Origin of the sequence: Streptomyces javensis, from assembly GCF_039525925.1 — a bacterium.
Lineage (GTDB): Bacteria > Actinomycetota > Actinomycetes > Streptomycetales > Streptomycetaceae > Streptomyces > Streptomyces asiaticus.
In genome coordinates this window covers 70144-96002 of record NZ_BAAAIF010000021.1, presented here as the reverse complement: position 1 = coordinate 96002, position 25859 = coordinate 70144, and the positions used below count along the sequence as shown (strand labels likewise).

Below are 25859 nucleotides of genomic sequence, written 5' to 3'. Positions count from 1 at the left end.
ACCGTGCACCAACCCCCTCATGCCGCCGAGCGGCCGGCACCGGAGCCGGGGGCGGCGCCCGCCCCCCGCACCGTCCATCCGCTCGAGATGGCGAACGGCACCAGACTGTGGCTCGTCACCGGATACGGGCCGGTGCGCCAGGCGCTGTCGGACCCCCGGTTCGCCAAGGACTCCTGGCAGATCATGCGGATCCTGCGGGACCGCGGGATCCAGGCCCATCAGGAGATCTTCAGCCAGGCGCTCAGCCACCACATGCTCAACACCGATCCGCCCGAGCACCAGCGGCTGCGGCACATGGTGAACAAGGGCTTCACCCTGCGCCGGGTGCAGCGGCTGCGGCCCCGTATCGAGCAGATCACCGACCAATTGCTGGACGCCGTCCAGGGACGGGATTCGGTCGACCTCATCGAGACCCTGGCCTTCCCGCTGCCCATCACCGTGATCTGCGAACTGCTCGGCGTGCCGGAGGAGGACCGGCGGACCTTCAGGTCCTGGACCAACGCGTTCGTCCTGGCGGTCGAGCCCGAGGTCTTCCGCGACGCGAGCGTCTCCATGGGCGCGTACATCCGTGAGCTGGTGGCCGCAAAACGCGCGGCGCCCGGGGACGACATGATCTCCGCCCTCGCCACCGAGGACAGCGAGTCGGCCCTGGACGACGAGGAAATAGCGGCGATGGCCGTGCTGTTGCTGGCGGCCGGCCATGAGACCACCGTGAACCTCATCGGCAACGGCGCACTGGCCCTGGTGACCCATCCCGACCAGTTCGCCGCCCTGCGCGCCGACCGCTCCCTGCTGCCCGGGGCCATCGAGGAGTTCCTGCGCTACGAGAGCCCGGTCAACCAGGCGACCATGCGCTTCACCAAGGAGCCGGTCGAGATCGGCGGCGTACTCATCCCGCGGGACGAGTTCGTGATGGTCAACGTCGACTCGGCCAACCATGACCCGGAGCGGTTCCCCCAGCCCGGCCGGCTGGATCTGAAGCGGGACGCCCGGGGCCATGTCTCCTTCGGGCACGGCATCCACTTCTGCCTCGGCGCGCCGCTGGCCCGGCTGGAGGCCGAAGTCGTCTTCAGCAAGCTGCTCGACCGCTTCGAGACGATCGAACTCACCACTCCGGTGGCACAGCTGGAATGGCGCAGCAGCACCCTGATGCGCGGGCTGGAAAGCCTGCCGCTGCGCATGGCATAAGCCGGAACATGGACAACTCGCCATTACCAGTGGGGCGTTGTTGGCAACATGTGTCCGAAACTCTTGAATCCCCGTCTCGGCCGAACGTAATGTCCTGGAGCGTCGGCCCCAACAAATGCGAAGAAGGCAGAGGAAGAGCATATGAGCGCACTTGTGCAGGAGCGCCGCGATGACATCAAGGAAATCGTCTGCGACATCCTCGAGATCGATCCGGAGGAATTGACGGACAGCAGCCTCCTGAAGGAGGACCACGACGCCGACTCCCTGCGGGCCATCGAGATCCTGGCCGCCCTGGAGAAGACGTTCGAAATCTCCATCGACCAGGCGGAGATGTCGCGCATGGTGAATCTCGACGGAATTTACGCGGTGGTCGCCGAGGCGAGCGAAAAGTAAGAGCGAAACAGGACTTCGATCGGCCGGCCGGGAGTTGAGGAGAGAGCGGGATCATGCGGAGTGAGGCCCCTCACCGAGTCGTCGTCACCGGTATGGGAGCGATATCCAGTATCGGTATCGGAACGGCTGAATTCCTCACCGGGCTGCGCTCCGGGCGCAGCGCGGTGCGGCCCATCACGGCGTTCGACACCGAGGGATTCGCCCACGCCATGGGGTGCGAGGTGACGGGCTTCGCCCCCGAGGACCACATCCGCAACGTCCCCCTGCGCACGCTGGGCCGGGCGGGCCAGTTCTCGGTGTCGGCCGCCCGGATGGCCGTCGAGGACGCCGGGCTCGAGGAGGCGGACCTGCGGGCCCGCCGGGGCCTGACCGCGATCGGCACCACCGACGGCGAGGCCCGGGACATGGACCGGCTGGTCGAGACCGAGGTGCTGAAGGGGCCCGAGGCGATGGACCCGGTGGTGGCCGAGCGGGTCACCGCGGGCCGGCTGTCGTCGGCGGTGGCCCGCGAGCTGGGCCTGCGCTCGGTGGAGGCGGTCACGCTGCCCACCGCCTGCGCCGCCGGGAACTACGCCATCGGCTACGGGTACGACGCCATCCGCTCCGGGGACGTGGACTACGCGCTGTGCGGCGGCGCCGACGCGCTCTGCCGCAAGACGTTCACCGGCTTCTACCGGATCGGCACCATCGCGCCCGAGAAGTGCCGGCCCTTCGACAAGGACCGTCAGGGAATTCTCACCGGCGAGGGCGCGGGGGTGCTGGTCCTGGAGAATCTGGAGTCCGCACGGGCGCGGGGCGCCCGCATCCACGCCGAAGTGCTCGGGTTCGCCTTGAACTGCGATGCGCACCATCCGGTCGCACCCGATGAGGACAGCGTGGCCGACTGCATGCGGCTCGCGCTGGAGAATGCCGGAGTGGGACCCGGAGATGTCGATTTCATCTCCGCCCATGGCACCGGGACCCGGGCCAACGATGTGACCGAGGCCGCCGCCGTGCGCCGGGTGTTCGGGGCGGATACGGCCCCGCGCACGATTTCCATGAAATCGATGCTCGGTCACAGCATGGGTGCAGCGAGCGCGCTGGCCTCGATTGGCTGTGTGCTCGCCATCGTCGAAGGGTTCATCCCGCCCACGATCAACCATGTCGAGACCGACCCCGAATGCGGCCTGGACTGCGTGCCCAATGAGGCCGTCGCCGCCAAACCGAGAGTCGTGCAGAACAACGGCCTCGCCTTCGGAGGAAACAACGCTGTGCTGATCCTGGGCACTTACGAGGAGGAACAGACGTGGCACGGGTGAACGACCGCACGCGACGGTCCCGATGAACTGGGCGATAACCGGTACCGGTGCGGTGGCCAGCATCGGACAGAACGCCGACGAGGTCTTCGACGCCCTCTGCGCGGGTCGCAGTGGACGCGCCCCGCTGCGCGGTTTCGACGGCCGCGCCTTCCGGGCCGCACACGCCTACGAGATCGACGACCGCCCCGCGGACGGCACCGATGTGCCGTCCCGCGCGACCGCCTGGCTGCTGCGGGCGGTGGCCGAGGCACTGCGCGACGCCGGTCTTGACGAGGACCTCTCCGGCACCCCGGTGATCGTCGGCACCGGACTGCGCGAGCTGCGGTCCGTCGAGCTCAAGTGGTGCGAGGACGCCGACTTCGACCTCGGCGGACTCCACTTCGGGACCGCGCTGCGCGAGCGCTTCGGGGCCACCTGGACGTACACGATCTCCAACGCGTGTTCGGCGTCCCTGCACGCCCTGGCCATGGGGAGCGACCTGCTCACCGCCGGCACCGCCGAGGCGGTGGTGGTGGCCGGCGTGGACGCCATCACCGCGAGCATGTTCGGGCTGCTGGACCGGGTGCAGCTGGATCCCCCGGACCGGGTGCGGCCCTTCGACCAGAACCGCCGGGGCACCCTCATGGGCGACGGCGCCGCGGCCGTGGTGCTCACCCGGGCGGACCACCCCGCGGCCCGTCCGGCCAGGGGCCGGCTCCGGGCCGCGAGCATGAACTGCGACGCCTCCCATCCGACCGCGCCCGACCCGGCCGGTATCGCCCAGGCCATCCGGCTGGCGCATGAGCAGGCCGGCATCAAGGCCGACGACGTCGATCTGATCCTGCTGCACGGCACCGGGACCACCCTCAACGACGAGGCGGAGGCCACGGCCCTGTGCGATGTCTTCGGCAGCGGGATCGGCCGGCCGCTGATGACGGCGGTGAAGTCCATGACCGGGCACACCTCGGGCGGATCGGGACTGCTCGGCCTGATCGTCGCGGCCCGGGCCCTGGCCGCGGGCAGGGTCCCGCCGACCATCGCCCTGGACACCCCGGCCGGGCTCGCCGGGCAGTTCCGCTTCGCGACCGGGCCCACCCCGCCGGAGGAGTCGGAGCGGCTGCGGATCGCGCAGGTCGACGCGTTCGGCTTCGGCGGGGTCAACGCGGTCGCCATCGTGGAAGGAGTGGCCGCGTGACATCCGCACCCGGCGCCGTCGTGACCGCACCCGACGCCGTCGTGACCGGCGTCGGCCTGGCGCTGCCCGGCGCCCGCCACGCCGCGGACCTGCTGCGCACCACCCGGGAGCCGGCCGAGCCGGTGGACCCCGGCACCCTCATCGGCCGCCGGGGCCTGCGCTACAAGGACCGGGCCACCCAGCTCGCCCTGTGCGCCGCTCAGGACGTCCTGCGTTCATCCGGGCTGCTGCCGGCCGACGGCGAGGGCGGACTGACCGTTCCCGGGGACTCGGTCGGCGTCGCCGTCAGCTCCAACCTCGGCAACCTGGACACCGTCTGCGAAGTGGCCTCGGCCATCGCGGCGGAGACGACCTCGCGCATCAGCCCCATGGCGCTGCCCAACGCGTCGAGCAATGTGATCGCCTCCTCGGTGGCGATGCAGCACGGGCTGCGCGGCCCCAACCTGATGTTCTGCAACGGGCCGACCTCGGGGCTGGACGCGGTGTACTGGGCCGCGGCCCTGGTCGCCGCCGGCCGGTGCGACCGGGCGGTCGTCATTGGTGTGGAGACCGCCAACCCCGTGGTGGAAGGGCTGCTCGGCGAGCCGGCGGAGCGACTGCTGGACGGCGCCGTCGCCCTGGTCGTCGAGAGCGGGCCGGCCGCCCGCGCCCGTGGCGCGCGGCCGATGGCCGCCCTCGGGCCGTACACCCGGCAGGGAAGTGTCCGGGACGCGGTCGGGCGGGTGCTCCCCGAGGGACGCCCCGCCCCCGGCGTCTGGTTCACCTCCCAGGAGAAGCCCCCGGCCCTCGGCACGCCCGGCTTTCCCGACGCGCCACGCCATGACCCGACCGGCGCGTTCGGACGGGCCGACGGCGCCCTGGGCGTGCTCCAATGCGCCGCCGCGGTCGGCCGGTTCGGCTCCTACCCCACCGGAACGGCGCTGATCACCACGGGTGATGACACCGATGACGCGGTCGCGGGCCTGCTGCTGCACTCCGCCCGGGAGGAGCGCCGGTGAGCGTGGACCCCGGCCGGTACGCCGCCCCGGTACGCCGGTCCGGCGGCGAGGCGGAGCAGCAGCCGGTGATCGTGCGGTGCGCCCGGCGGGCCCTGGCCCCCGACCCGCTGCGAGTACTGCTGCTGCACGGGCTGTGCAGCAACGGCGGTGTCTGGGACCCCTTCCTGCCGCTGGCCGACCCGCGGTGCGAGCTGTGGACCGCCGATCTGCCGTGGCGGGGCACCGGGGTGCACGGCTGGACCGGCCTTCCCGTCGAGACATGGGCCGATCAGGCGGTGGCCGCCGTACCGGGCGGGCCCGACGTCGTCATCGCGCACTCCTTCGGCACCAGCGCCGCGCTGACCTGGCTGGACCGGTGGAGCACCGGCGGCGCGGACGCCCGGGGGCCGAGCGCCGTGGTGCTCGTCTCCCCGCTGTACCGGGCCACGGCCGAGGAGTTCGACTGGAACTCGCTCGCCTACTACGTCAACAACTTCGACCGGATCCTCATCGAGGGCATGCACATGGGGCCCAGCAGGCGTCTCCCCGAGGAGCGCCGGCACACCATCGCCATGAAGATCCGCGATCTGGTCAGCCCCTACGGGTGGTTCCAGTTCTTCGGCACGTATCTGCGGATGCCGCAGATGCGCACCGAACGGATGACGATGCCGTTCCTCCTGGTCAGCGGCGGCGAGGACATGGTGGCCGCCCCCTCCGACGCGGAGGCGCTCGCCAAGTCGCTCCCCGACGCCTCCGTGCACGTCCTGCCGCGCCACGGACACTTCCCGATGGTCACGGCGGTCGAAGAGTTCGCCGACCTCACCAACACGTTCCTGCGGACCCGGCTGCCGGGTCCGCCGTCCGGATCCCCTCACCTCACCATGGAGCACAACCGATGACCACCGACACCGAGCCCGCGCTGGAACCGCTGCTCGCCAAGAGCACGCAGGTGGCCCTGCGGCCCCGGTACGAAGGCTCGAACATCTGCACCTGGATCGGGTTCAAGCATGTCAACTACCTGATCGAGGAGGCCGTTCTGGAGCACTTCCGCAGCGCGGGAATGCCCGCCCGGGCCCTGTTCGAGGACTACGGACTCGGGCTGGACCTCGTCGGTCTGGACACCCGCATCCTGCACGCCGTGCACATGGACGACCTCGTGGAGACCCGGGTCGAACCGGCGACCAAGGACACCGACGACGTTCTGCGCTTCCGGGTCACGCTGACCCTGGAACGGACCGGGCAGCGGCTCAAGGCGGCCACCTCCAAGGTCGCGGTCTCCCTGCGGCGCAGCGACTTCCTGCCCGCCGAGGGGGAGCCACCGGCCGAGCTGGCCCGGTTCGTGGTGTCCAGGCTGGGCACCGGGCAGGCGCAGTCACCCCCCGCCGCCGTGCCCGCCGACGACCGCGCGCTCTCCCTCGGCCGGGGCACGACCGGGGACGACCCGGTGCTGGACCAGCTGACCTCCGGCGAGAACGCCTTCGGCTGGAAGTGGCGCATCCCGTACCCGTACTGCCACTTCAGCGAGCGCATCCAGATGTCCGGCTATCTGCGCCAGATGGAGGAGGTGGTCGACCTCTTCCTGGCCGACCGGGGCATCTCCATCAAGCAGCTGCTCGAGGACCGCAAGTGGATACCCGTCGTCCCGCACTCCGCCATCCACGTCCTCGACGAGGCGCTGATGGAGGAGGACCTCTACACCGTCTACACGGTCGAGGACGTGTTCAAGGACTTCACCTACACCTCCCGCATGGACTGCTACGTGGTGCGCGAGGGCCGGCTCGTGCGGACCGCCACCGGGACCATCACCCACGGTTACGCGGAGATCGAGAGCCGCCACGACTGGTCCCTGGTCACCTTCGACGACCGCGTCGTACGCGCCCTCGGCGGCGAGCCGGCCGCCGGCTGACGGCCAGGGCACGGACGGACGCTGACGGACCGTACGCCGAAGGACCCGGAGACATCTGAGGCCATGAACGAATACCTGCTGATCGAGAGCGGCGGCCCGCCGGCCGGCCCGGGAAGTCACCGGTTCGCCGGCGACGCCGCCCAACTGGTGCGGGAGGGCGAGGACGTGGCGCTGTTCCTGGTCGAGAACGGCGTGGCCGGGGCGGTGCGGGGGGCCATGCCCGAACTCGACGTCCTGCTGGGAAACGGCGGCGAGCTGTGGGTGGACGCGTTCTCCCTGCGCCAGCGGGCCGTGGACGCCGAGGATCTGGTGCCCGGCGCCCGGCTGGTGGAGATGCGGGACGTGGCGCGGAAGCTGCTGAGTCCCGCGGTGCGAGTGGTGTGGCACTGACATGGTCTTCGCCGTCCGACACACCGATGTGCTGCTGAAGCTGCTGGGCACGCCCCACCAGACCGATCTGGTGACCAGCGCGCTCCGGCTGGCGCAGGCCCTGCTGGACGAGGGCGCCGCCGTACAGGTCTGGGCCTGCGGCGACGCCACCGCGCTCACCTGCGCCGCCTTCGGCGACAGCAAACCCGTCAACGTGGCCGAGCGCACGGTGGACCACCCCTCCACCGCGACGCTGATCCGGGAGCTGCTCACCGCCTACCCGGAGCGCCTCGACTGGTACGTCTGCCGCTTCTGCTGTGCGGAGCGCGGCAGGTCCGAGCAGATCACCGAGGTGCTCAAGCGCCCGCCGAGCCAGTTCTGGCAGCACGTACGGGCCACGGACAAGGTCGTGGCGATGGGGGTCTGCTGAACCGTGGCCACGACCGACAACACCCTGCTGATCATCGAGCGCGCCCATCGGGGCGCGGTCGAGACCCAGTTCGCCGACACCCTCTTCTTCGTCCGTGAGCTGCACCGGCAGAGCGGAGGGCTCCATGTGGCGCTGCGCGGGCTCGCGGCCTCGTACGCGGTGGACACCCCGTACGACACCCCGTACGAGGCGGCCCTGCGCATCGCCGGGCGGACGCTCGACACGCTCCCCGACCCGCGCCGGCTGCTCCGGCAACTCCTCGACGACGGCGCCACCGTCTTCGTCGAGGAGGCGGATCTGTCCGCGCTGGGCGCCCGCGCGCGGGAGCGACTGCTCCCCGGAGTGCGCCGCGTGACCGGGGCCGAGCTGGTGAGCCGCTGGTCCGACTACGCACGGGTGTGGTTCTTCTGACCCCCGCCCGCGCCCACCCCCATCCGCCCCCCGCCCGCGCCCGCGCCCGAAGGAAAGAACCGTCCATGGTCTCCACCGACACGGCCGGCACCCCGGTCATCTCCGCCTGGTCCGCGATCTCGCCGCTCGGGCTGGACAGCGCCGAGTTCTCCCGGGGGCTGGGCTCCGGCCGCCGGGCCGCGGTCCGGCTGGACCGCGAGGAGTGGCAGGTGCCTTATCGGGAGGCGTGCCTGGTCCCCGGCTTCGACATCCGGGGGCTGCTGGGCCGCAAGGGCACCCGCTCGATGGACCGGATCACCGGCCTGGCCGTGGTCGCGCTCGGCCGGCTGCTCGCCAACGGCGACGCCGGGCGGCTGCCGGGGATCGACGAGGACACCGGCCTGGTGCTCGGCACCAGCACCGGAAGCGCCCAGAGCATGATGAACTTCACCCGGGACTCCCTGGTGGGGAGCCGCCCCTACCTGGTCGACCCGGCGCGCTTCCCCAACACCGTGATGAACTGCGCCGCCGGGCAGTCGGCCATCTGGCACCGCCTCAAGGGCCCCAACACCACGGTTGCCGGGGGCAGGGCCACCGGACTGCTGGCGCTGCGGTACGCGCTGCGGCTGCACCGGGCGGGCCGCGCCCGCACCCTGCTGTGCGGCGCGGTCGAGGAGTTCTCCACCGCCCGCGCCTGGCTCGCCTGGCACGCGCGGGGAGTCGCCGGTGACGACGAGCGCCGCGAGGCGGTCCTCGGCGAGGGCGCCGCGGTGTGGCTGCTCGAGGGCGCCGAGGACGCCCGGGCCCACGGCCGAAGCGGGATCGCGGAGGTCCTGGGGCTGGAGTTCGGCTTCGCCGAGGACCACTCGGCGATCCGGCCGGTGCTGGCGGACTGTCTGCGCCGGCTGCTGGACCGGTCGGACCTCGCCGCGGACGGCGTCGACGCCCTCGCCGACACCCAGTTGGCCGGGCCCGACGGGGACGCGGAGCGCGCTGCCGTCGCCGAGGTGCTCGGCCCCCGCCTTCCGCCCCGGGTGGCCTGCGCCGATTCCATCGGCGACACATTCGCGGCCTCCGCCGCCTTCCAGATCGCCGCGGTGCTCGCCCGCGCCGGCTCCGGGGCGGCCGACGCCGGGGCCCGGACCGTCCTGATCACATCCGCCGAGGCGAACGGCATGGTCGGCGCCGCCCTGCTGAGGCTCGCAGGTTCATGACCCCGTGCGCCATGTCCGATGGCGACCCGCAACCGATGGCGACCCGCAACCGATGGAGAGGCGAGGCACGATGCCCGACACCCAACCGAACCCCCTCGACCTGGAGGATCTGCGGCGCACCATCGCCGAGGTGTTCTGTGTGGACCCGGGTGAGGTGACCGACGAGACCCGCTTCGTGGAGGACCTGGGCGGCGATTCGCTGCTGGCGCTCGAGGTGATCGTCGCCCTGGAGAAGAAGTACGCCGTGCGGTTCGCGGAGTCGGATGTGCGCGGGCTGACCACGCTGCCGCGGACCTACGACGTGCTCGCGGACAAGCTCGGAGCCCAGGGATGAGCCCGCTGTGCACTCCGGTGGCGGGCCGGGTCGAGCGCGGCACGGCCCCGGACGGGACCACGCGCGTATCGATGACCGTCGGGTCCGACGAGCCGGTGTTCCCCGGCCACTACCCCGGATTCCCGATCTTCCCCGGCGTCTGCGTCATCGAGTTCCTGCACCGCGGAGCGCTGGCCGCCGCCCCCGAACCGGACCGTACCTGGGTGCTGTCCGGCATCGAGAGCGCGCGGTTCATGAACCCCGTCTTCCCGGGCGACGCGCTCACCGCCGATCTGACCTGGCGCCACGACGGCGCGAGCGGGCGCTGCTCCGCCTCGGTCACCGGCCCGCGCGGCACCGTCGCCCGGATCGCCCTCCGCTTCGAGGGCTTCGGGGACTTCGAGCACTTCGGGGGCTCCGAGCACTCCGAGGACGAGGGGGCGCGGTGAACGAGATGTCCGCCGGTGTCGCCGAACTCAAGCGACGGCTTCCGCACCGCCACCCGATGCTGCTGCTCGACCGGGTCGTCCAGGTGGAGCCGGGCGCGCGGCTCATCGCCCGGAAGGCCGTCACCTGCAACGAGCCCTGGTACGAGCGGCTCGCCGACGACGCGGCCGAACGGGACCACGACTACCCGGCGCTGCTGCTCGTCGAGTCCTGCTGCCAGGCCGCCGGCCTGCTCGCCACCTGGGACGCCCCGGTGCCCGACGCGCGGGGCGATCGCGTGATGCTGTTCGGCGGCATCTCCGGGGTCCGGTTCACCGGGCGGGTGCGCCCGGGCGATGTGGTGGAACACCAGGTGCGGCTGGTCCGGAGCTTCGCGGACACCGTGATCTTCGAGGGGCGGAGCACGGTCGGGGACGAGACCGTCATGGAGATCGAACAGCTGGTCATCGCGTTCCGGCCGGGATCCGGGCTGGCCACGGCCGCCCCGGTCGCGGCGGACCGGGCTTGAGGGAGGCGGACGACATGACCGGCACCGACAATCGGGTGGCCGTGGTCACCGGTGGTACGCGCGGCATCGGACGGGCCACGGTGCTGCGCCTGGCGCGCGAGGGGTACGACGTGGCGTTCTGTCACGCCTCACCCGATCCGGAGCCCGGCGCACTGCTGGCGAAGGAGGTCGAGGAGCTGGACCGGCGGGCGATGGCCCTGCGGACCGATGTCTCGGACGCGGACGCGGTGCGCCGCTTCATGGCCACCGTCCAGGAGGAACTCGGCCCCGTCGACGTCACGGTCACCTCCGCGGGCATCGTCCGCGACAACCCGCTGCTGCTCATGAGGGACGAGGAGTGGCACCAGGTGCTGGACACCAACCTCGACGGCACCTACCACGTGTGCCGCGCGGCCGTCTTCGAGATGATGAAGCGCCGACGGGGCTGCATCGTGAACATCTCCTCGGTCGCCGGAGTCCACGGACATCCCACCCAGACCAACTACTCGGCCTCCAAGGCCGGGATCATCGGGTTCACCAAGGCGCTGGCCAAGGAGGTCGGCAGGTACGGCATCCGCGCCAACGTGGTGGCACCCGGATTCATCGAGACCGACATGACCGCCGCGCTGGCCGACAGCGCCCGCGCGGACGCCGCGAAGAAGATCCCGTTGCAACGCTTCGGACGCCCCGAAGAGGTCGCGGACATGGTCGCTTACCTGGCCTCGGCCGAGTACGTGACCGGGAGCGTGCTTCAGATCGACGGCGGCATCGTCATCTGAGGAAAGGCCGGCCATGCCCCGGAGGGACCGTACACCCCGCTTCTACTTCTCCCTGCGCAGCCCGTACTCCTGGCTCGCCTACCGCCAACTGCGCGACGACCACCCGGAGGTGGCCGAGGCCATCACCTGGCGGCCCTTCTGGGAACCGGACGCCCGCAGCCTGCTGATGCTGGAAAAGGCGGGCGGCGGCTTCCCGTACGTCGGGATGTCCCGCGCCAAGCACCTCTACCTCCTCCAGGACGTGCGCCGGCTGTGCTCCGAGCGCGGGCTGGAACCCGCGTGGCCGGTCGACCGGGACCCGGTGTGGGAGGTCCCGCATCTGGCCCATCTCGCCGCCGTGGACGAGGGGAGGGGCGCGGAGTTCATCGAACGCGTCTACCGCGCCCGCTGGGAGGAGGGCAGGGACATCTGCGCGCCCGCCACCATCGCGGAGGTGGCCGCCGAACTGGGGCTGCCCGAGGACCGTCTGGCGGGCGCCGCGGACGACGACGAACTGCGGGAACGCGGGGTCGAGGCGCTGCTGCGGGTCGACGCGGACGGCGTGTTCGGCGTGCCGTTCTTCATCCACGGGTTCCACAAGTTCTGGGGTGTGGACCGGCTGGCCCCGTTCATCGCGTCCGTGACGGGCGCCGCGCCGGGACGGACGGCCACCGGGCCGTCGGACGCCGGACCGTCGGCCACTGGGCCGTCGGACATCGCACCGTCCGCCGCGGCGCCGGGCCGGGGCGGGGACCAGGGGCACGCGGGCGGCTGCGGCTGACCGCGCCCGACGATCGGCGAAGAGGAACCGATGAAGGAACAGAACCTCGGCTCGGCGGCGGCGGTCCACTACTGGGCCCGTACCACCAGGGACACCACCGCCATCGTGTACGAGTCCGACCGGATCAGCTACGGGACGCTGTCCGCCCGGGTGCGATTCCTGGCCGCGGCCCTGTCCGACGGCGGGGTGCGCGCGGGCGACCGGATCGCCTTCCTGGGGCGCAACGGCCCGGTGCTGCTTGCGGCGGCGCTGGCTGCGGCCCACCTCGGAGCGGTCTTCGTGCCGCTCAACGTCCGGCTGGCCGGGAGCGAGGTGGCGTACCTCCTCGGCGACTGCCGCCCCCACACCCTCATCGCCGAGGACGCCAACCGGCCCCTGATCGACGGCATCGCGGACACCGTGCCCGTCCAGCGGTTCCTGCTCGCCGACGGCGGCCCCGCCGCCTCCGGGGCGCACCCTCGCTGGGAACCGCTGCCGATGGGGGAAGTGGCGGAACCGGCGGACGCCGCGCCGCCCGTCGCGGTCCGGCCCACCGACCCCGCGGTCATCATGTACACCTCGGGCACCACCGGACGGCCCAAGGGCGCGGTACTCACCCACGGCAACCTGTGGTGGAACCACCTCAACACCGCCGCCGTGATCCGCACCCGGCTGGGCGACACCACCCTGGTGCTCGCGCCCATGTTCCACATCGCCGGGCTCAGCGGCTTCACCCTGGGTTCCCTCTGCTACGGCGGCACCCTGGTGATCCGGCGCTCCTTCTCTCCCGAACAGTGCCTGGCGGACCTGGTCGAGCACCGGGTGGCCAATCTCATCGCGGTGCCGACGATGTTCGCGGCCATCGCCGCGACGCCTGGTTTCCCGCACGCCGATCTCTCCGCGCTGCGCGCCGCGATCGTCGGCGGCGCCCCGGTGCCCCCCGCCCTGGTCCGCGACTACCTCGCCCATGGCATCCCCCTGCACCAGGCGTGGGGGATGACCGAGACCGCGCCACTGGCCAGCCATCTGCCGACGGAGCTGGTGGCCACCCACCCCGACGCGGCCGGATTCCCGCTGCCCCACACCGAGATACGGCTGGTCGATCCGGCCACCGGCGATGTGGTCACCGCACCGGACGTGGCCGCGGAGGTCTGTGTCCGGGGGCCCAATGTCTTCGCGGGCTACTGGAACAACCCGGAGGCGACCCGGCGGGTGCTGGACGACGCCGGATGGTTCCGGTCCGGGGATATCGGCCGCGTCGACAAGAACGGTCTGCTGTACATCGTGGACCGGCTGAAGGACGTCATCATCAGCGGTGGGGAGAACATCTACCCCGCCGAACTGGAGCGGCATCTGGCCGAGTACCCGGGTGTGCGCGAGGCGGCCGTGGTCGGGGTGGAGCATCCGCGGTGGGGCGAGAGCCCGGTGGCGGTGCTGTGCCAGGACGGGGAGGGCCGGGCCACCCTGGCGGAGGTCCGGGCTTTCACCGGGCAACGGCTGGCCCGCTACAAGCTCCCCACGGCCGTTCACCATGTCGACGCGCTGCCCCGGAATGGCAGCGGAAAGGTGGACAAAGCCGCCTTGCGCGCACAGGTGCTCGGCGAACAGAGGGCGTGACGGCCCCCTGAAGCGCCGCCGGAACCCCACCGTGCCCGTATGCGCGGAAAACACCCCGGCCCACGAAGCCGAAACGGCCCGTGTGGCGTGCATGTAAGCAAAGTGAAAGCACGTGAAAAGTGCCGGGACGTAGACTCCTCGGCACGATCCCGGAGTTGACTGAGTCCGGGTGTAAGAAGTGGCACGGGGGTTCCACATTGACAAGAGATACAGGCGGAGTTCCGCCCTTGGCGGGCACGGTGACGACCGATCCGCTGGAAACGGGGACGCGGCGGGCCGCCGCGATCCAGCGGCTGGACACCGAACTTCTGGTGGCCACCGCCACGGCCCTGGCCGACCAGGCCACAAGTAGTGTGAACGTCACGATTCCCAGTGATCGACGAGGTTTGTCGGAATTCGGTCCGGCGCTCCACGCCATGGCGAAGACGGTGCGCCCGGACGTCGAATTCCGGGTCCTCTTCTCCTCTCGCGCTATTGACGTCGAGGTCCTGCACCGGTTGACCACCGAGCGGGCGAACGTCGCTGTCCGAATTGCCGAGAGTCCGCTCCAGGGCGTGGCTATGGCCGACTTCCGTGGTGCGTTGCTGTGGTCGCCGATCGCCCTCAAGGGCGGAAGTGTGGCGCTTTTCGACAAATCCGCGGAGATCGGCGCGCTGGGCTCGCTCTTCCTCGGTGCGTGGGGAAGTGCCATACCGCTGGCCGAATTCCTGAAGCGGCGGGAGCTGGTCCGGCACGAGGACCAGCGGCAGGTCCTGGGGCATCTGCGGGACGGGCACACGGACCGGGTCGCGGCGCAGAAGATGGGCATCTCCTACCGCACCTATCGCCGCCGGGTCGCGGAGATCCTGGAGGGGCTGGGCGCGGAGTCCCGCTTCCAGGCCGGGGTACGGGCCAGTGAACTCGGGCTGCTGTCGCCGCTGGAGGACGCCCAATGACGGCGCTTCCCCTGCACACGGCCGCCCCGATTCCGATCGGCCCCGCTCCACGGGCGCCCGCCGCACCGGTGGGCCGGGGTCCCGGCCCGGCCGAGGAGGCCCGGGCGATCGTGCGCGAGGCCGGGCAGCATGTGTCCATCATCCTCGCATTGCCCGAGGGGACGCGGCGTGAGGTGCTGCGGTCGCTCCTCCCGGTGCTCCTGGCCCAGGCGAAACCGGATGTCCGGGTGCGGATCCTGTGTACCCGCCACACCTATGACCGCCGTCTGCTGCACTCCATCGGCGGCGACGGCGGCGGGCCGGAGGTGAGACTGGCCCGTCTCGATCCGATCGAGGCGGTGATGGCGGACGGCCGTACGGCCCTGACCAATCTGCGGGCGGAGGCCGACTCGCAGATCTTCACCGCCCAGGACGGGCTGCCCGCCCAGGCGTTGCACACGCTGTTCAACTCCATCTGGAAGAGGTCGGCCCCCATCTTGGCGCGGCCCGACTTCGACGACCGCCGCCGCACCCGGCTGGTCGCCGAGATCCTCGGGATGCTGCGCGTCGGAGCCACCGACGAGGTCGCCGCCCGGGCGCTGTCCATCTCCGTGCGGACCTACCGCAGACATGTCGCGGACATCATGGAACGGCTCGACGCGCGATCGCGCTTCGAGGCCGGGCTGCTCGCCGCCGAGCTGGACATGCTGCCGCCCCCGGTGGAGAGACACTGACGGACCCCACCCGGCCGGTGCCACCGGCCGGGTGGGCCGGCCTGTTCCCGGTCAGCGTCGCGGCGGCGGAGCCGTCCCCAGCTCCACCGTCGTGGTCACCCGGGTGACGCCGGGTCTCCGGGGCACCGAACCGAACCCGAAGCGCACGGCGGGTTCGACGGGCGCCATCACCCCGAGGTCCTCGCCCTCGAAGACCGCCGACACCGCGCCGATCGGCCGCAGATCCCGCGCGCCGTACCACTCGCGACGACCGGCGCCCGCACTGCCGCGGGTCCGCACGCCGGGCAGCAGCAGACGGGCGGGCAGGTCCATCAGCGCGCTCCACGCCGGGCGGCGGGCGAGCACGCCGGGCACAGCACGCAGCACCAGCCCCAGCGGCCCGCGCCGGCCCACGGTGAAGCGCAGCTCCAGCGCCCCGGCCGTGATGGTCCAGGTGCCCGCCGCGACGCTCACCCGGACCGGCACGACGCGCACCGCGTCGAAGCGGTAGGTGCGGCCGATGAAGTCCGCCGTCTCCGGCGTGGGAGCCAGCAGCAGCCGTTCACCGTTCACCCGGTCGAGCATCACATCGCTGAACGGCCCGAACGGCGACCGCTCCCAGTGGCCCAGCACGATGCGCGTCCCGGAGGACGTGCCCAGGCCGGCGATCCACCCGTCGAACCGCAGCCGTACGGGGCGGGTGGCCCCGCCGCGCCGTCGGCTCACCGTCTCGTCCCCGGTCCCCGCGCCACCACGCACGGCGGGTCCCCGCCCCTCGCCCGGGGAAACGGGCCGTGCGACACGGACCGCGCTCGGTCCCCCGGGCGTGTCGTGACGCCGGTGCGGGGCACTGCGAGACGATGGGCGTTCCCCGGGCAGCCAGGAGAGAGGGCGGAAGGGAGGGGCCGCATGGATCGGCGGGTCACCACCACGGACGTACGACGGCGGATTCCCCGCACGGATGCCGTCCTGGGTGACCCACGCCTGATCGAGGCGGCTCACCGGCTGGGATCCGGGGCGGTGAAGGCGGCGGTGCGACAGGCCCAGGAGCGGGCGCGGGCCGGTGCCATCGCGCCGGACGAGGTGGCGGACACCGCGGTCGCGCTGCTGCCCCGCACGGCCGGCGGACTGCGGCCGGTCATCAACGCCACGGGCGTGGTGCTGCACACCAACCTCGGCCGGGCGTCGCTGTCGGCGGCGGCCCGGCGGGCGGTGCGGGAGGCCGCGGGGCCCACGGACGTCGAGCTGGACCTGCGCACCGGGGTCCGGGCCCGCCGCGGACGGACCGTGCTGGCCGCGCTGCGCGAGCGGGTGCCGTCGGCCGCCGCCGCGCACGTCGTCAACAACGGCGCGGCGGCGCTGGTCCTGGTGGCGACCGCGCTCGCCGCCACGAAGGAGATCGTCATCAGCCGCGGTGAGATGGTGGAGATCGGCGACGGCTTCCGCCTGCCGGACCTGCTGGTGTCCACCGGAGCCCGGCTGCGCGAGGTGGGCACGACCAACCGCACGTCCGTCGCCGACTACGCCGCCGCGATCGGCCCCGGGACGGCCTTCGTGCTGAAGGTGCACCCCTCCAACTTCCGTGTCACGGGGTTCACCCGCGCCGCCGGGACCAGGGAACTCGCGGCTCTCGGCGTTCCGGTGGTCGTCGACATCGGCTCCGGGCTGCTCGCGCCCCACCCGCTGCTGCCGGACGAGCCCGACGCCGAGACCCGGCTCCGGGCCGGTGCGTCGCTGGTCACCGCGAGCGGCGACAAGCTGCTCGGCGGACCGCAGTGCGGACTGCTGCTCGGGCGGGAGGAGCTGGTGCGGACCGTGTCCCGGCATCCGCTGGCCCGTGCGCTGCGCGTGGACAAGCTGACGCTGGCCGCGCTGGAGGCGACGCTGACCGGGCCCGAGACCCCGACCGCGGTGGCACTGGCCGCCGACCGGGCGGGGCTGCGCCACCGCGCCGAGCGGCTCGCCGCCGCCCTGGCCGCCGACGGCATCGATGTGCGGCCCGTCGAGAGCGCCGCGTCGGTGGGCGGTGGCGGCGCCCCGGGGGTGACGCTGCCCAGCGCCGCGCTGTCGCTGCCCGAGCGGTACGCCGAGGCCCTGCGGACCGGCCCGGTCCCCGTGGTGGGGCGGCTGGAGGCGGGCCGGTGCCTGCTCGACCTGCGGGCGGTGGAGCGGGAGGACGACGAGCGGCTGGCCGAGGCCGTGCGGTCGGTCAGCGGTCCGGCCGCCATGGATCCGGCGGCGGGAGGGTAGGGCCATGCGGGTACTGGCCACCGCCGGGCATGTCGACCACGGCAAGTCGGCGCTGGTGCGGGCGCTGACCGGGATGGAGCCCGACCGCTTGGAGGAGGAGCGGCGCCGTGGCCTGACCCTCGACCTCGGGTTCGTCTGGACCCGCCTGAGGCCGGACGGGAACCCGGACGGAGACCCGGCGGACGGGGACCCGGACGGAGATCCGGCGGACGGGAGCCCAGATGGAGACGGCCGCCCCGGCGGCGAGCACATCGCCTTCGTGGACGTGCCCGGACATGAGCGCTTCGTCGCCACCATGCTGGCCGGTGTCGGTCCCGTGCCCGCCGTTCTGTTCGTGGTCGCCGCGGACCAGGGCTGGCAGCCGCAGTCGCAGGAGCACCTGGAGATCCTGGACGCGCTCGGGGTGCGACACGCCGTGCTCGCGGTGAGCCGCGGTGACCTGGCCGACCCCGAGCCCGTGCGGGCGGACGCCGTCGAGCGCATGGCGGCCACCTCCCTCGGCACCGTGCCGTCCGTCGCGGTGAGCGCGGTGACCGGCGCCGGACTGGACCAACTCCGCCGGGAGCTGGCCCGGTTGGGCCGCTCGCTGCCCGTTCCGCCCGCCGGTGCGGACGTACGGCTGTGGCTGGACCGCGCCTTCACCGTGCGCGGTCAGGGCACGGTCGTCACCGGCACCCTGGGGGCGGGCACCCTGCGCGCCGGTGACCGGCTGGTGGCGGGGGACGGCAGGACCGCGCTGCGGGTGCGCGGGCTCCAATGTCTGCGGGAGGACCGGTCCGCGGTCAGCGGCGTGTCGCGGGTGGCGGTCAATGTGCACGGCGCGCCCGACGGCGTACTGGGCCGGGGCCGGGTGCTGCTGACACCGGACCGCTGGCTGCTCACCGGCCTGATCGACGTGCGGGTCCGCGGAGCGCCGGCCCGTGACCTGCCCCGGACGGTCACCCTGCACATCGGCACCGCCGCGGTGCCCGTGACCGTCCGCCCGCTGGGCGCGGACACGGCCAGGCTGACCCTGCCCCGGGAACTGCCGCTGCGGGTGGGCGACCGGGCGGTCCTGCGGGAACCGGGCGGGCGGCGCCCGCCGTGCGGGGCGACCGTCCTGGACGTACGGCCGCCCCGGCTGACCCGGCGCGGGGCGGCCCGGGCGAGGGCGGCCGAGCTGGCGGACCTGACCGGCGCGCCCGACGGCGCGGCGGAACTGCGGCGGCGCGGGCTCGTCCGCCACTCGGAGCTGGCGGCCATGGGGCTGCCCGCCCCCACCGCGCCGGTGGCCGGGGACTGGCTGGCCGACGCGGCCCACTGGGCGGCGCTGCGGGACCGCCTGGAGGCCGAGGTCGAACGCCATGCGGCGCGCCACCCGCTGGAGCCCGGTCTGCCCCCGGACGCGGCCCGCCGCCTGCTCGGCCTGCCCGACCGGTCCCTGGTCGACGCCCTCGCCGAGACCTCGGAGAAGGTGCACGGCCGTCAGGGGCGGCTGTACGGCGGCGCGGACGCCCGGCCCACCCTGCCGCCGCCCGTCCAGGCGGCCCTGGACGACGTGCGGCGGGAGCTGCTGCGGACACCGTTCCGCGCCCCCGAGGCCGACCGGCTGACCGAACTGGGGCTGACGCGCCGGACGGTGGCCGCCGCCGTCGCGGCGGGCGCGCTGCTGCGGGTCGGCGACGGCATCCTGCTGCTCCCGGGCGCGGACGCCCGGGCCGCCGACGTGCTCCGCGGCCTTCCGCAGCCGTTCACGCTCAGCCAGGCGCGCCGGGCCCTCGACACGACACGCCGGGTGGCCGTACCGCTGCTGGAGTACCTCGATGCCCAGGGGCTCACCGAACGCGTGGACGACCAGCGCCGGCGCTGCCGGGCCGGTACGGAGAGCGGAGGCGGACGGGAATCGAACCCGCCTGCCCGAGATCCTCGGGCACCTCGGTTTTGAAGACCGGGAGGGCCACCAGGCACCCACACGCCTCCCTCGCCCGCTCAAGGCTACCCACCCCCGACCACCATCGACCGGGAGGACCGGCATGACCACGACCCGCGAAACGCCCGTACGGCTTACGCAGTTCGCCCACGGCGGCGGCTGTGCCTGCAAGATTCCGCCCGGTGAACTGGAGGACGTGCTCAGCGGACTGGCCGGGCCGACGACGGCCGCGAGCGACAGCCCGCTGCTCGTCGGGCTGGCCACCGGCGACGACGCCGCCGTGGTCGCCCTGCCCGCCCCACCGGGCGGCCCGGCCCAGGCGGTGGTGTCCACAGCGGACTTCTTCACACCGGTCGTGGACGATCCGTACGACTGGGGGCGCATCGCCGCGGCCAACGCCCTGTCGGACGTGTACGCGATGGGCGGCCGCCCGGTGCTCGCCGTCAACCTCTTGGCCTGGCCGCGCGATGTGCTGCCGTTCGACCTGGCCCGCGAGGTGCTGCGGGGCGGGCTCGACATCGCCGCCGAGGCGGGCTGCCATGTGGGCGGTGGGCACAGCGTGGACGATCCCGAGCCCAAGTACGGCATGGCCGTCACCGGCCTCGCCGATCCGGCGCGCCTGCTGCGCAATGACGCGGGCCGGCCGGGCGTGCCGCTCTCGCTGACCAAGCCCCTCGGCCTGGGGGTGCTGAACAACCGCCACAAGGCCACCGGCGAACGGTTCGAGCAGGCGGTGGCCACGATGGTGGCGCTCAACCGGGAAGCGTCGGCCGCGGCCCTGGAGGCCGGTGCCACCTGCGCCACCGACATCACCGGCTTCGGCCTCCTCGGCCATCTGCACAAGCTGGCCCGGGCCTCGGGCGTGACCGCGGTGGTCGACACCGCCGCCGTGCCGTACCTCGACGGGGCACGGGAGGCGGTCCGGGACGGCTACGTCAGCGGTGGCACCCGGCGGAACCTGGAGTGGGTGGCGCCGTTCACCGACTTCGGGGACGCCGACGCCGCCACCAGGCTGCTCCTGGCCGACGCCCAGACCTCCGGCGGGCTGCTCGTGGCGGGCGAGGTGCCCGGCGCGCCGGTGGTGGGAGAGCTGGTCCCGGGGGGCGAGCACTCCCTGGTCCTGAGGTGAGCCCCGCGGTGGCTCAGAGTTCCGTGCCGGTGTGTTCGTCGATGCCCGCGCACGTCCGGTAGGCCCGCACCAGCTCCACGGCGGCCGGGCCCCTGGGGCGTCGGCCCGGCCGGATGTCGACGGCGAACGCCTTGGTCTCCTGGATGTGGGTGTTGGGGTCGAGCGACAGGTGCAGCAGCTCGTTCGCCGCGTCCCCCGTGCAGTAGCCGTTCGGCCCCCAGTGGTAGGGCAGACCGACCTGGTGCAGGGTGCGCCCGTGCACGGTCAGCGGCGATACCCGGCCGGTGACCAGGACCCGCGCCTCGATCACCCCGCGGGCGCTGACGATCGTCGCCCAGCCGGTGTGCTCGAGGCCGCGTTCGGCGGCGAGTCCGGGGGAGACCTCGCAGAAGAACTCCGGCTGGAGCTCCGCCAGGTAGGGCTGCCAGCGGGACATGCCGCCCGCGGTGTGGTGTTCGGTGAGCCGGTAGGTGGTGGCGACGAACGGGAACACCTCCGAGCCGGGCTCGCCGCCGCCGGGCTGGTAGCGGTTGTCCGGGCGGGACGGCATCAGGTGCCGTACGGGGTTGCGCCATTGGCCGTACAGCAGGTTGGGGAAGGGCGAGTCCTGCGGTTCGTAGTGGGTGGGCAGGGGGCCGTCGGTGAGGCCGGACGGCACGTACAGCCACGCCTTGCCGTCGGCCTGCATGATGAACGGGTCGGTGCCCGACAGCGCCGCGCCCGCCCTCGCGTCCGGCGGGGGCCGGTAGGAGGGCGCCTTGCCGGGCGCGAAGTCGGGCACGTCGTGGCCGGACCACCGGGCCCGCTCCTCGTCCCACCACACCAGGGCCTTGCGTTCGCTCCACGGCCTGCCGTCCGGGTCGGCCGAGGCCCGGTTGTACAGGATGCGGCGGTTGGCGGGCCAGGCCCAGCCCCACTCGGCCGCCACCCAGTTCTGCCGGGTCCCCGGCTTGCGGCGGGCGGCCTGGTTGACGCCGTCGGCGTACACCCCGCAGTAGATCCAGCAGCCGCAGGACGTGGAGCCGTCCCCGGCCAGCTGCTCATAGGACGAGAGCGGGCGGCCCTCGGCGTCGTGGCCGTTGATCTCGGCGAGGACCGCCTCCGCCTCCGGTTCGGCGTGCTCGCCCCTGGTGGGGTAGTCCCAGGTCAGATCGAGCACCGGCCGGTCCATCGGATCGGCCGACCCGGCCAGCTTCGCCCGGATCCTGCGGCCGAGGTGGTACATGAACCACAGATCGCTGCGCGCCTCGCCGGGCGGCTCGACGGCCTGGTGGTGCCACTGCAACAGCCGCTGGGTGTTGGTGAAGCTGCCGTCCTTCTCGGTGTGGGCGGCGGCCGGCAGGAAGAACACCTCGGTGGCGATGTCCTCGGTGCGCAGCTCGCCGGTCTCGATCTCGGGCCCGTCCCGCCACCAGGTGGCGGACTCGATGAGGGAGAAGTCCCGGACGACGAGCCAGTCCAGGTTGGCCATGCCCAGCCGCTGCATCTTGGTGTTGGCCGAGCCCACGGCGGGGTTCTCGCCCATCAGGAAGTAGCCCTTGCAGACTCCGTCCAGCTGGGCCATGACCGTCTCGTAGGTGGAGTGGGAGCCGGTCAGCCGCGGCAGGTAGTCGAAGCAGAAGTCGTTCCCGGGCCGCGCGGCCTCGCCCCAGTAGGCCTTGAGCAGGCTGACCAGGTACGCCCGCATGTTCCCCCAGTAGCCCTTGCGGGCCGCTTCGACCTCCACGAAGGTGTCGAGGTCCTGCATCTGGTGGGCGTGCGGCATCGGGATGTAGCCGGGCAGCAGGTTGAACAGGGTGGGGATGTCCGTCGAGCCCTGGATGGAGGCGTGCCCCCGCAGGGCGAGGATGCCGCCGCCGGGCCGGCCGATGTTGCCGAGCAGGCTTTGCAGGACGGAGGCCGCGCGGATGTACTGCACACCCACCGTGTGCTGGGTCCAGCCGACCGCGTAGGCGAAGGCGGTGGTCCGGTCGCGTCCGGAGTTCTCCGTGACGAGTTCGCACACCTGGTGGAAGAGGTCCCGCGGGACGCCGCAGATCTTCTCCACCATCTCGGGCGTGTAGCGGGCGTAGTGCCGCTTGAGCACCTGGAAGACGCAGCGCGGATGGCTGAGCGTCTCGTCCCGCTCGGGCTCGCCCTCGCCGACCTCGGCGCCGCCGGCCCCGTGCGCCTCACCGCGCGCCGCCTGGGTCACCGACCGTCCGCCGCCGGTGCGCTTGTCGTACGCCTCGCCGCGCTCACCGGAGGCCGCCTGCACCTCCATGCCCTCGTACTGCCAGCTGTCGTTGTCGTAGGCGCGGCTTTCGGGGTGGAGGCCGGAGAAGACGCCGTCGAGGTCCTCGGTGTCCCGGAAGTCCTCGCGCAGCACCACGGGGCCGTTGGTGTACGCCACGACGTAGTCGCGGAAGTACGCGTCGTTCCGCAGCACGTGGTTGATGATCCCGCCGAGGAAGGCGATGTCCGAGCCCGCGCGCAGCGGCACATGCAGATCGGCCAGCGCGCTGGTGCGGGTGAAGCGCGGGTCGACATGGATCACTTTCGCGCCACGGGCCTTGGCCTCCATCACCCACTGGAACCCGACCGGATGGCACTCGGCCATGTTCGAGCCCTGGATGACGATGCAGTCGGAGTTCTGGAGGTCCTGCTGGAAGGTGGTCGCGCCGCCGCGGCCGAACGAGGTTCCCAGACCGGGAACGGTGGAGGAGTGTCAAACCCGCGCCTGGTTCTCGATCTGCACGGCTCCCAGGGCGGTGAACAGCTTCTTGATCAGGTAGTTCTCTTCATTGTCCAGCGTGGCCCCGCCCAGGCTGGCGAAGCCGAGCGTGCGCCGGGTGCGGGTCTCGTCGACCTCCCACTGCCAGCCCGCCCGGCGTGCCTCGATCACCCGGTCGGCGATCATGTCCATGGCCGTGTCGAGGTCCAGGCGCTCCCACGCGGTGCCGTGCGGGCGCCGGTAGAGGACGTGGTGCTCGCGGGCGCCGCCGGTGGTGAGCTGGAGGCTGGCCGAGCCCTTGGGGCACAGCCGGCCGCGGGAGACGGGGGAGTCGGGGTCGCCCTCGATCTGGGTGACGCGGTCGCCCTCCACGTACACGTTCTGGCCGCAGCCCACCGCGCAGTACGGACAGATGGACTTCACCACCCGGTCCGCGGTGGCGGTCCGGGCAGTGGGCCGCGCACCGGCGCCCGTGGCGGCGGCCCCGCGGCCCAGCGGGTCGGTCCCCGTGAGCTGGCGGTAGACCGGCCAGGAGGCGATCCAGGTGCGTACGCCCATGCCGTCTGCCCTTCCGTGCCCTCGTGGCGGCGCTCGGTGTGCCTCGCCGGGTACCCGGTTTCCCTCTCCCGTACGCGGGCATCCCTACCGGCGGTGTGTCCGCTCACCGGACGGTTCGGCCTGCTGCCCTTGATGTCCACTTGGTCTCGGTCTGGATAGTACGACGGGAGTGATCGGATGGCTATCGGGAACGGTGGTCCGCATGGCCGCTGACGGCCGCCCTGGCGTCCTCGTCTTCGACGTCAACGAGACGCTCACCGACATGACTCCGCTCGCCGCGCGCCTGGAGGACATCGGTCTGCCCGGCCATCTGCTGCCGGTGTGGTTCGCCGGTGTTCTGCGCGATGGCCTCGCCCTGTCCCTCGCGGGCGGCCGGGCGACGTTCGCCGAGGTCGGCGGGGACGTCCTGCGCACCCTCCTGGCCCGGCGCGGGCCCGGGGGAGCGGACCCGGCGGCGGCCGTGGACCACGTGCTCACCGGTCTGCCGGAGCTGCCCGTCCACCCGGATGTCCCCGAGGGCGTACGGGCACTGCACGCGGCCGGACACCGCCTGATCACCCTGACCAACGGCTCGGCGGACACCACGCGTGCGGTAGTGGACCGGGCCGGGTGCGCGGACTGCTTCGAGGCCCATCTGGATGTCCAGGGCGCCGGCGGCCAGTGGAAGCCAGCTCCCGCCGCGTACGCGTACGCGCTGCGCGCGGTGGACGTTCCGCCCGGGGCGGCGACGATGGTGGCGGTGCATCCGTGGGACATCGACGGCGCCGCCCGGGCCGGTCTCTCGACCGTCTGGCTGCGGCGCACACCGGTTCCCTACCCGTCCACGGCGCGGTCCGCCGACCGGGAGGCGACCGGGGTGGCGGATCTGGCCCGGCTTCTGGGAGCCGCGCCGCCCGGCTGACCCGGAAAGGCGTCGCGCCTGGCCCTCAGCGTCCCGGACCCGCTGGGCCGCGGGCCGGGCCGGCGGTCGATTCAGCGCGGTGCCGCGGAGCCTGGCCGCTGGTGACCCCCGGCGGACGGGAGGGACGGCGCCGGCGGGTGGCGGCCGCGAACGGGTGCGGAACGGCGGCAGGGCGGAGCAGCCGGCACCGGGGCGGGGACGAGGCGGCGCGCGGCACTCGGTGTTCGCGGCCGTTGACGCACACTCGGGCACGAGCCGAAGCGTTTTGGAGCGCCGTACCAATTTGGTGCGGCGCTCCAAATGTGCCACCATCGAGGCATGGCAGCGCGAGGGCGCCGGACTCAGCGGCGCAACCAGGTGCTCTCCCGGGAGCAGATCATCGATACCGCCGTCGAGTTGCTCGATACGGGCGGCGAGGGGGCGCTGACCGTCCGGGCGCTGACCGAGCGCCTGGCCACCGGGCCCGGGGCGATCTACTACCACGTCGGCAACCGGGACGAGCTGCTGGACACCGTGACGGAGACCGTCGTCACCGCCGCATTGGCGACCAAGCCCACCCGGGCTTCGGCGACGCCCGAGGACGAGATCCGCGTCGTAGCGCTGGCCCTGTTCGATGCGATCGCCGCACACCCGTGGCTCGCCACACGGCTGATCCTCCAGATCATCCGCAACCCGGTGGGCCCGGTCACGGTCGGGATCTTCGAACGGATCGGGCGGCAGGTGGGCGCCCTGGGCGTGCCGCGAGCCTCCTGGTTCGACGCGGCCTCGGCGCTCGTGCACTACATCCTCGGCGCGGTCAGCCAGAACGCCCGCATCGACGGTGACACCTCAGGCGTCGAACCCGACGTGGACCGCGAAGAGTTCTTCGGCGCGGCAGCGGCGGCGTGGCAGGAGCTCGATCCGGACGACTACCCGTTCATGCACGCCATCGTCGGCCAGATGAGCGAGCACGACGACCGCGAGCAGTTCCTCACCGGCATCGCCATCGTCCTCGACGGCCTCACCCGTCTCCGCTGACCCACCGACACCGGTCGCGTTCGCCAACTGACCA

At 72.7% G+C, this 25859-nt stretch carries 26 protein-coding genes, 1 tRNA gene and 2 pseudogenes; 25 read left to right on the top strand and 4 right to left on the bottom strand.

Translation table 11 applies throughout. The annotated features are described in order from the left end of the window. The first annotated feature begins 3 nt into the window (after positions 1–3). The 19 genes from ABD329_RS20770 to ABD329_RS20680 all read left to right on the top strand — a co-directional run bounded on the left by ABD329_RS20770 (position 4) and on the right by ABD329_RS20680 (position 15369). Positions 4–1188: a cytochrome P450 family protein gene (locus tag ABD329_RS20770; protein ID WP_198279500.1), complete on the top strand. Its 1185-nt coding sequence runs from the start codon at positions 4–6 to the stop codon at positions 1186–1188. Between the two features lie 141 nt (positions 1189–1329). After that, entirely contained in the window at positions 1330–1581 is a 252-nt protein-coding gene (locus tag ABD329_RS20765) for an acyl carrier protein (protein ID WP_198279499.1), read from the top strand. 53 nt (positions 1582–1634) lie between these two features. Beyond that, positions 1635–2879 carry a beta-ketoacyl-[acyl-carrier-protein] synthase family protein gene (locus ABD329_RS20760; RefSeq protein ID WP_198279498.1) on the top strand — a complete coding sequence of 415 codons (1245 nt, stop codon included), beginning with the start codon at positions 1635–1637 and terminating at the stop codon, positions 2877–2879. A gap of 22 nt (positions 2880–2901) precedes the next feature. Then, a complete protein-coding gene (locus ABD329_RS20755; protein WP_198279497.1) occupies positions 2902–4053 on the top strand; it encodes a beta-ketoacyl synthase N-terminal-like domain-containing protein in 1152 nt (383 codons plus the stop codon). Beyond that, positions 4050–5051, top strand: coding sequence for a beta-ketoacyl synthase N-terminal-like domain-containing protein (locus tag ABD329_RS20750; protein ID WP_309142834.1), 1002 nt, complete (start codon positions 4050–4052; stop codon positions 5049–5051). The genes ABD329_RS20755 and ABD329_RS20750 overlap by 4 nt, the downstream gene beginning before the upstream one ends. After that, positions 5048–5929: an alpha/beta fold hydrolase gene (locus ABD329_RS20745; protein ID WP_198279496.1), complete on the top strand. Its 882-nt coding sequence runs from the start codon at positions 5048–5050 to the stop codon at positions 5927–5929. Before ABD329_RS20750 ends, ABD329_RS20745 begins: the two co-directional genes overlap by 4 nt. Then, entirely contained in the window at positions 5926–6936 is a 1011-nt protein-coding gene (locus ABD329_RS20740) for a hotdog family protein (RefSeq protein ID WP_198279495.1), read from the top strand. The genes ABD329_RS20745 and ABD329_RS20740 overlap by 4 nt, the downstream gene beginning before the upstream one ends. Positions 6937–6999: 63 nt before the next feature. Beyond that, positions 7000–7326, top strand: a complete 327-nt coding sequence (locus ABD329_RS20735; protein ID WP_198279494.1) for a DsrE family protein — start codon at positions 7000–7002, stop codon at positions 7324–7326. A 1-nt stretch (position 7327) separates the two neighbouring features. Beyond that, positions 7328–7735 (top strand): hypothetical protein, encoded by a 408-nt coding sequence (locus ABD329_RS20730; RefSeq protein WP_198279493.1) that lies wholly within the window; start codon positions 7328–7330, stop codon positions 7733–7735. Positions 7736–7738: 3 nt separating this feature from the next. Next, positions 7739–8146 (top strand): hypothetical protein, encoded by a 408-nt coding sequence (locus ABD329_RS20725; protein ID WP_198279492.1) that lies wholly within the window; start codon positions 7739–7741, stop codon positions 8144–8146. Positions 8147–8211: 65 nt separating this feature from the next. Continuing rightward, complete coding sequence (locus ABD329_RS20720; RefSeq protein WP_344316732.1) at positions 8212–9339, top strand: beta-ketoacyl synthase N-terminal-like domain-containing protein; 1128 nt, start codon at positions 8212–8214, stop codon at positions 9337–9339. A gap of 70 nt (positions 9340–9409) precedes the next feature. Then, the gene (locus tag ABD329_RS20715; RefSeq protein ID WP_198275702.1) at positions 9410–9673 is read left to right on the top strand and encodes an acyl carrier protein; all 264 of its coding nucleotides are present in this window, start codon (positions 9410–9412) and stop codon (positions 9671–9673) included. Then, positions 9670–10101, top strand: coding sequence for a 3-hydroxyacyl-ACP dehydratase FabZ family protein (locus ABD329_RS20710; RefSeq protein ID WP_198275701.1), 432 nt, complete (start codon positions 9670–9672; stop codon positions 10099–10101). The genes ABD329_RS20715 and ABD329_RS20710 overlap by 4 nt, the downstream gene beginning before the upstream one ends. A gap of 5 nt (positions 10102–10106) precedes the next feature. Beyond that, positions 10107–10607 (top strand): 3-hydroxyacyl-ACP dehydratase FabZ family protein, encoded by a 501-nt coding sequence (locus ABD329_RS20705; RefSeq protein WP_198275705.1) that lies wholly within the window; start codon positions 10107–10109, stop codon positions 10605–10607. A 14-nt stretch (positions 10608–10621) separates the two neighbouring features. Beyond that, the gene (fabG, locus tag ABD329_RS20700) at positions 10622–11365 is read left to right on the top strand and encodes a 3-oxoacyl-[acyl-carrier-protein] reductase (protein ID WP_198275700.1); all 744 of its coding nucleotides are present in this window, start codon (positions 10622–10624) and stop codon (positions 11363–11365) included. 13 nt (positions 11366–11378) lie between these two features. Next, positions 11379–12125 carry a 2-hydroxychromene-2-carboxylate isomerase gene (locus ABD329_RS20695; RefSeq protein WP_198275699.1) on the top strand — a complete coding sequence of 249 codons (747 nt, stop codon included), beginning with the start codon at positions 11379–11381 and terminating at the stop codon, positions 12123–12125. Between the two features lie 30 nt (positions 12126–12155). Beyond that, entirely contained in the window at positions 12156–13721 is a 1566-nt protein-coding gene (locus ABD329_RS20690) for a class I adenylate-forming enzyme family protein (protein ID WP_198275698.1), read from the top strand. A 227-nt stretch (positions 13722–13948) separates the two neighbouring features. Continuing rightward, a complete protein-coding gene (locus ABD329_RS20685) occupies positions 13949–14656 on the top strand; it encodes a helix-turn-helix transcriptional regulator (RefSeq protein ID WP_198275697.1) in 708 nt (235 codons plus the stop codon). After that, entirely contained in the window at positions 14653–15369 is a 717-nt protein-coding gene (locus ABD329_RS20680; protein WP_198275696.1) for a helix-turn-helix transcriptional regulator, read from the top strand. The genes ABD329_RS20685 and ABD329_RS20680 overlap by 4 nt, the downstream gene beginning before the upstream one ends. A 51-nt stretch (positions 15370–15420) precedes the next feature. Here ABD329_RS20680 and ABD329_RS20675 read toward each other — a convergent pair whose 3' ends face one another. Continuing rightward, positions 15421–16074 (bottom strand): hypothetical protein, encoded by a 654-nt coding sequence (locus ABD329_RS20675; RefSeq protein ID WP_198275695.1) that lies wholly within the window; start codon positions 16072–16074, stop codon positions 15421–15423. A gap of 183 nt (positions 16075–16257) precedes the next feature. On the opposite strand from ABD329_RS20675, the gene selA reads away from it, so the two are divergent. Continuing rightward, on the top strand, positions 16258–17598 hold the full coding sequence (gene selA / locus ABD329_RS20670) for an L-seryl-tRNA(Sec) selenium transferase (RefSeq protein ID WP_344316731.1): 1341 nt from the start codon (positions 16258–16260) through the stop codon (positions 17596–17598). A 4-nt stretch (positions 17599–17602) separates the two neighbouring features. Then, a pseudogene (locus ABD329_RS20665) lies at positions 17603–18109 on the top strand (GTP-binding protein); the annotation flags it as partial. A 953-nt stretch (positions 18110–19062) separates the two neighbouring features. On the opposite strand, the gene ABD329_RS20660 reads toward ABD329_RS20665, so the two are convergent. Continuing rightward, complete coding sequence (locus ABD329_RS20660; protein ID WP_344316730.1) at positions 19063–19266, bottom strand: hypothetical protein; 204 nt, start codon at positions 19264–19266, stop codon at positions 19063–19065. On the opposite strand from ABD329_RS20660, the pseudogene ABD329_RS20655 reads away from it, so the two are divergent. Beyond that, positions 19217–19429 (top strand): annotated as a pseudogene (locus ABD329_RS20655) (SelB domain-containing protein); the annotation flags it as partial. The gene ABD329_RS20660 and the pseudogene ABD329_RS20655 overlap by 50 nt on opposite strands. A gap of 35 nt (positions 19430–19464) precedes the next feature. On the opposite strand, the gene ABD329_RS20650 reads toward ABD329_RS20655, so the two are convergent. Continuing rightward, positions 19465–19557, bottom strand: a tRNA-Sec gene (locus tag ABD329_RS20650). A gap of 53 nt (positions 19558–19610) precedes the next feature. Between ABD329_RS20650 and selD the strand changes: the two genes are divergently transcribed. After that, the gene (gene selD, locus ABD329_RS20645; RefSeq protein ID WP_198275693.1) at positions 19611–20636 is read left to right on the top strand and encodes a selenide, water dikinase SelD; all 1026 of its coding nucleotides are present in this window, start codon (positions 19611–19613) and stop codon (positions 20634–20636) included. Positions 20637–20649: 13 nt separating this feature from the next. Here the strand turns inward: selD and fdh are convergent, their stop codons facing one another. Beyond that, the gene (fdh, locus tag ABD329_RS20640; protein ID WP_246618234.1) at positions 20650–23907 is read right to left on the bottom strand and encodes a formate dehydrogenase; all 3258 of its coding nucleotides are present in this window, start codon (positions 23905–23907) and stop codon (positions 20650–20652) included. A 202-nt stretch (positions 23908–24109) separates the two neighbouring features. On the opposite strand from fdh, the gene ABD329_RS20635 reads away from it, so the two are divergent. Continuing rightward, positions 24110–24808, top strand: coding sequence for a haloacid dehalogenase type II (locus tag ABD329_RS20635; protein ID WP_198275691.1), 699 nt, complete (start codon positions 24110–24112; stop codon positions 24806–24808). Between the two features lie 318 nt (positions 24809–25126). Then, on the top strand, positions 25127–25825 hold the full coding sequence (locus tag ABD329_RS20630) for a TetR/AcrR family transcriptional regulator (protein WP_198275690.1): 699 nt from the start codon (positions 25127–25129) through the stop codon (positions 25823–25825). Positions 25826–25859 lie beyond the last annotated feature (34 nt).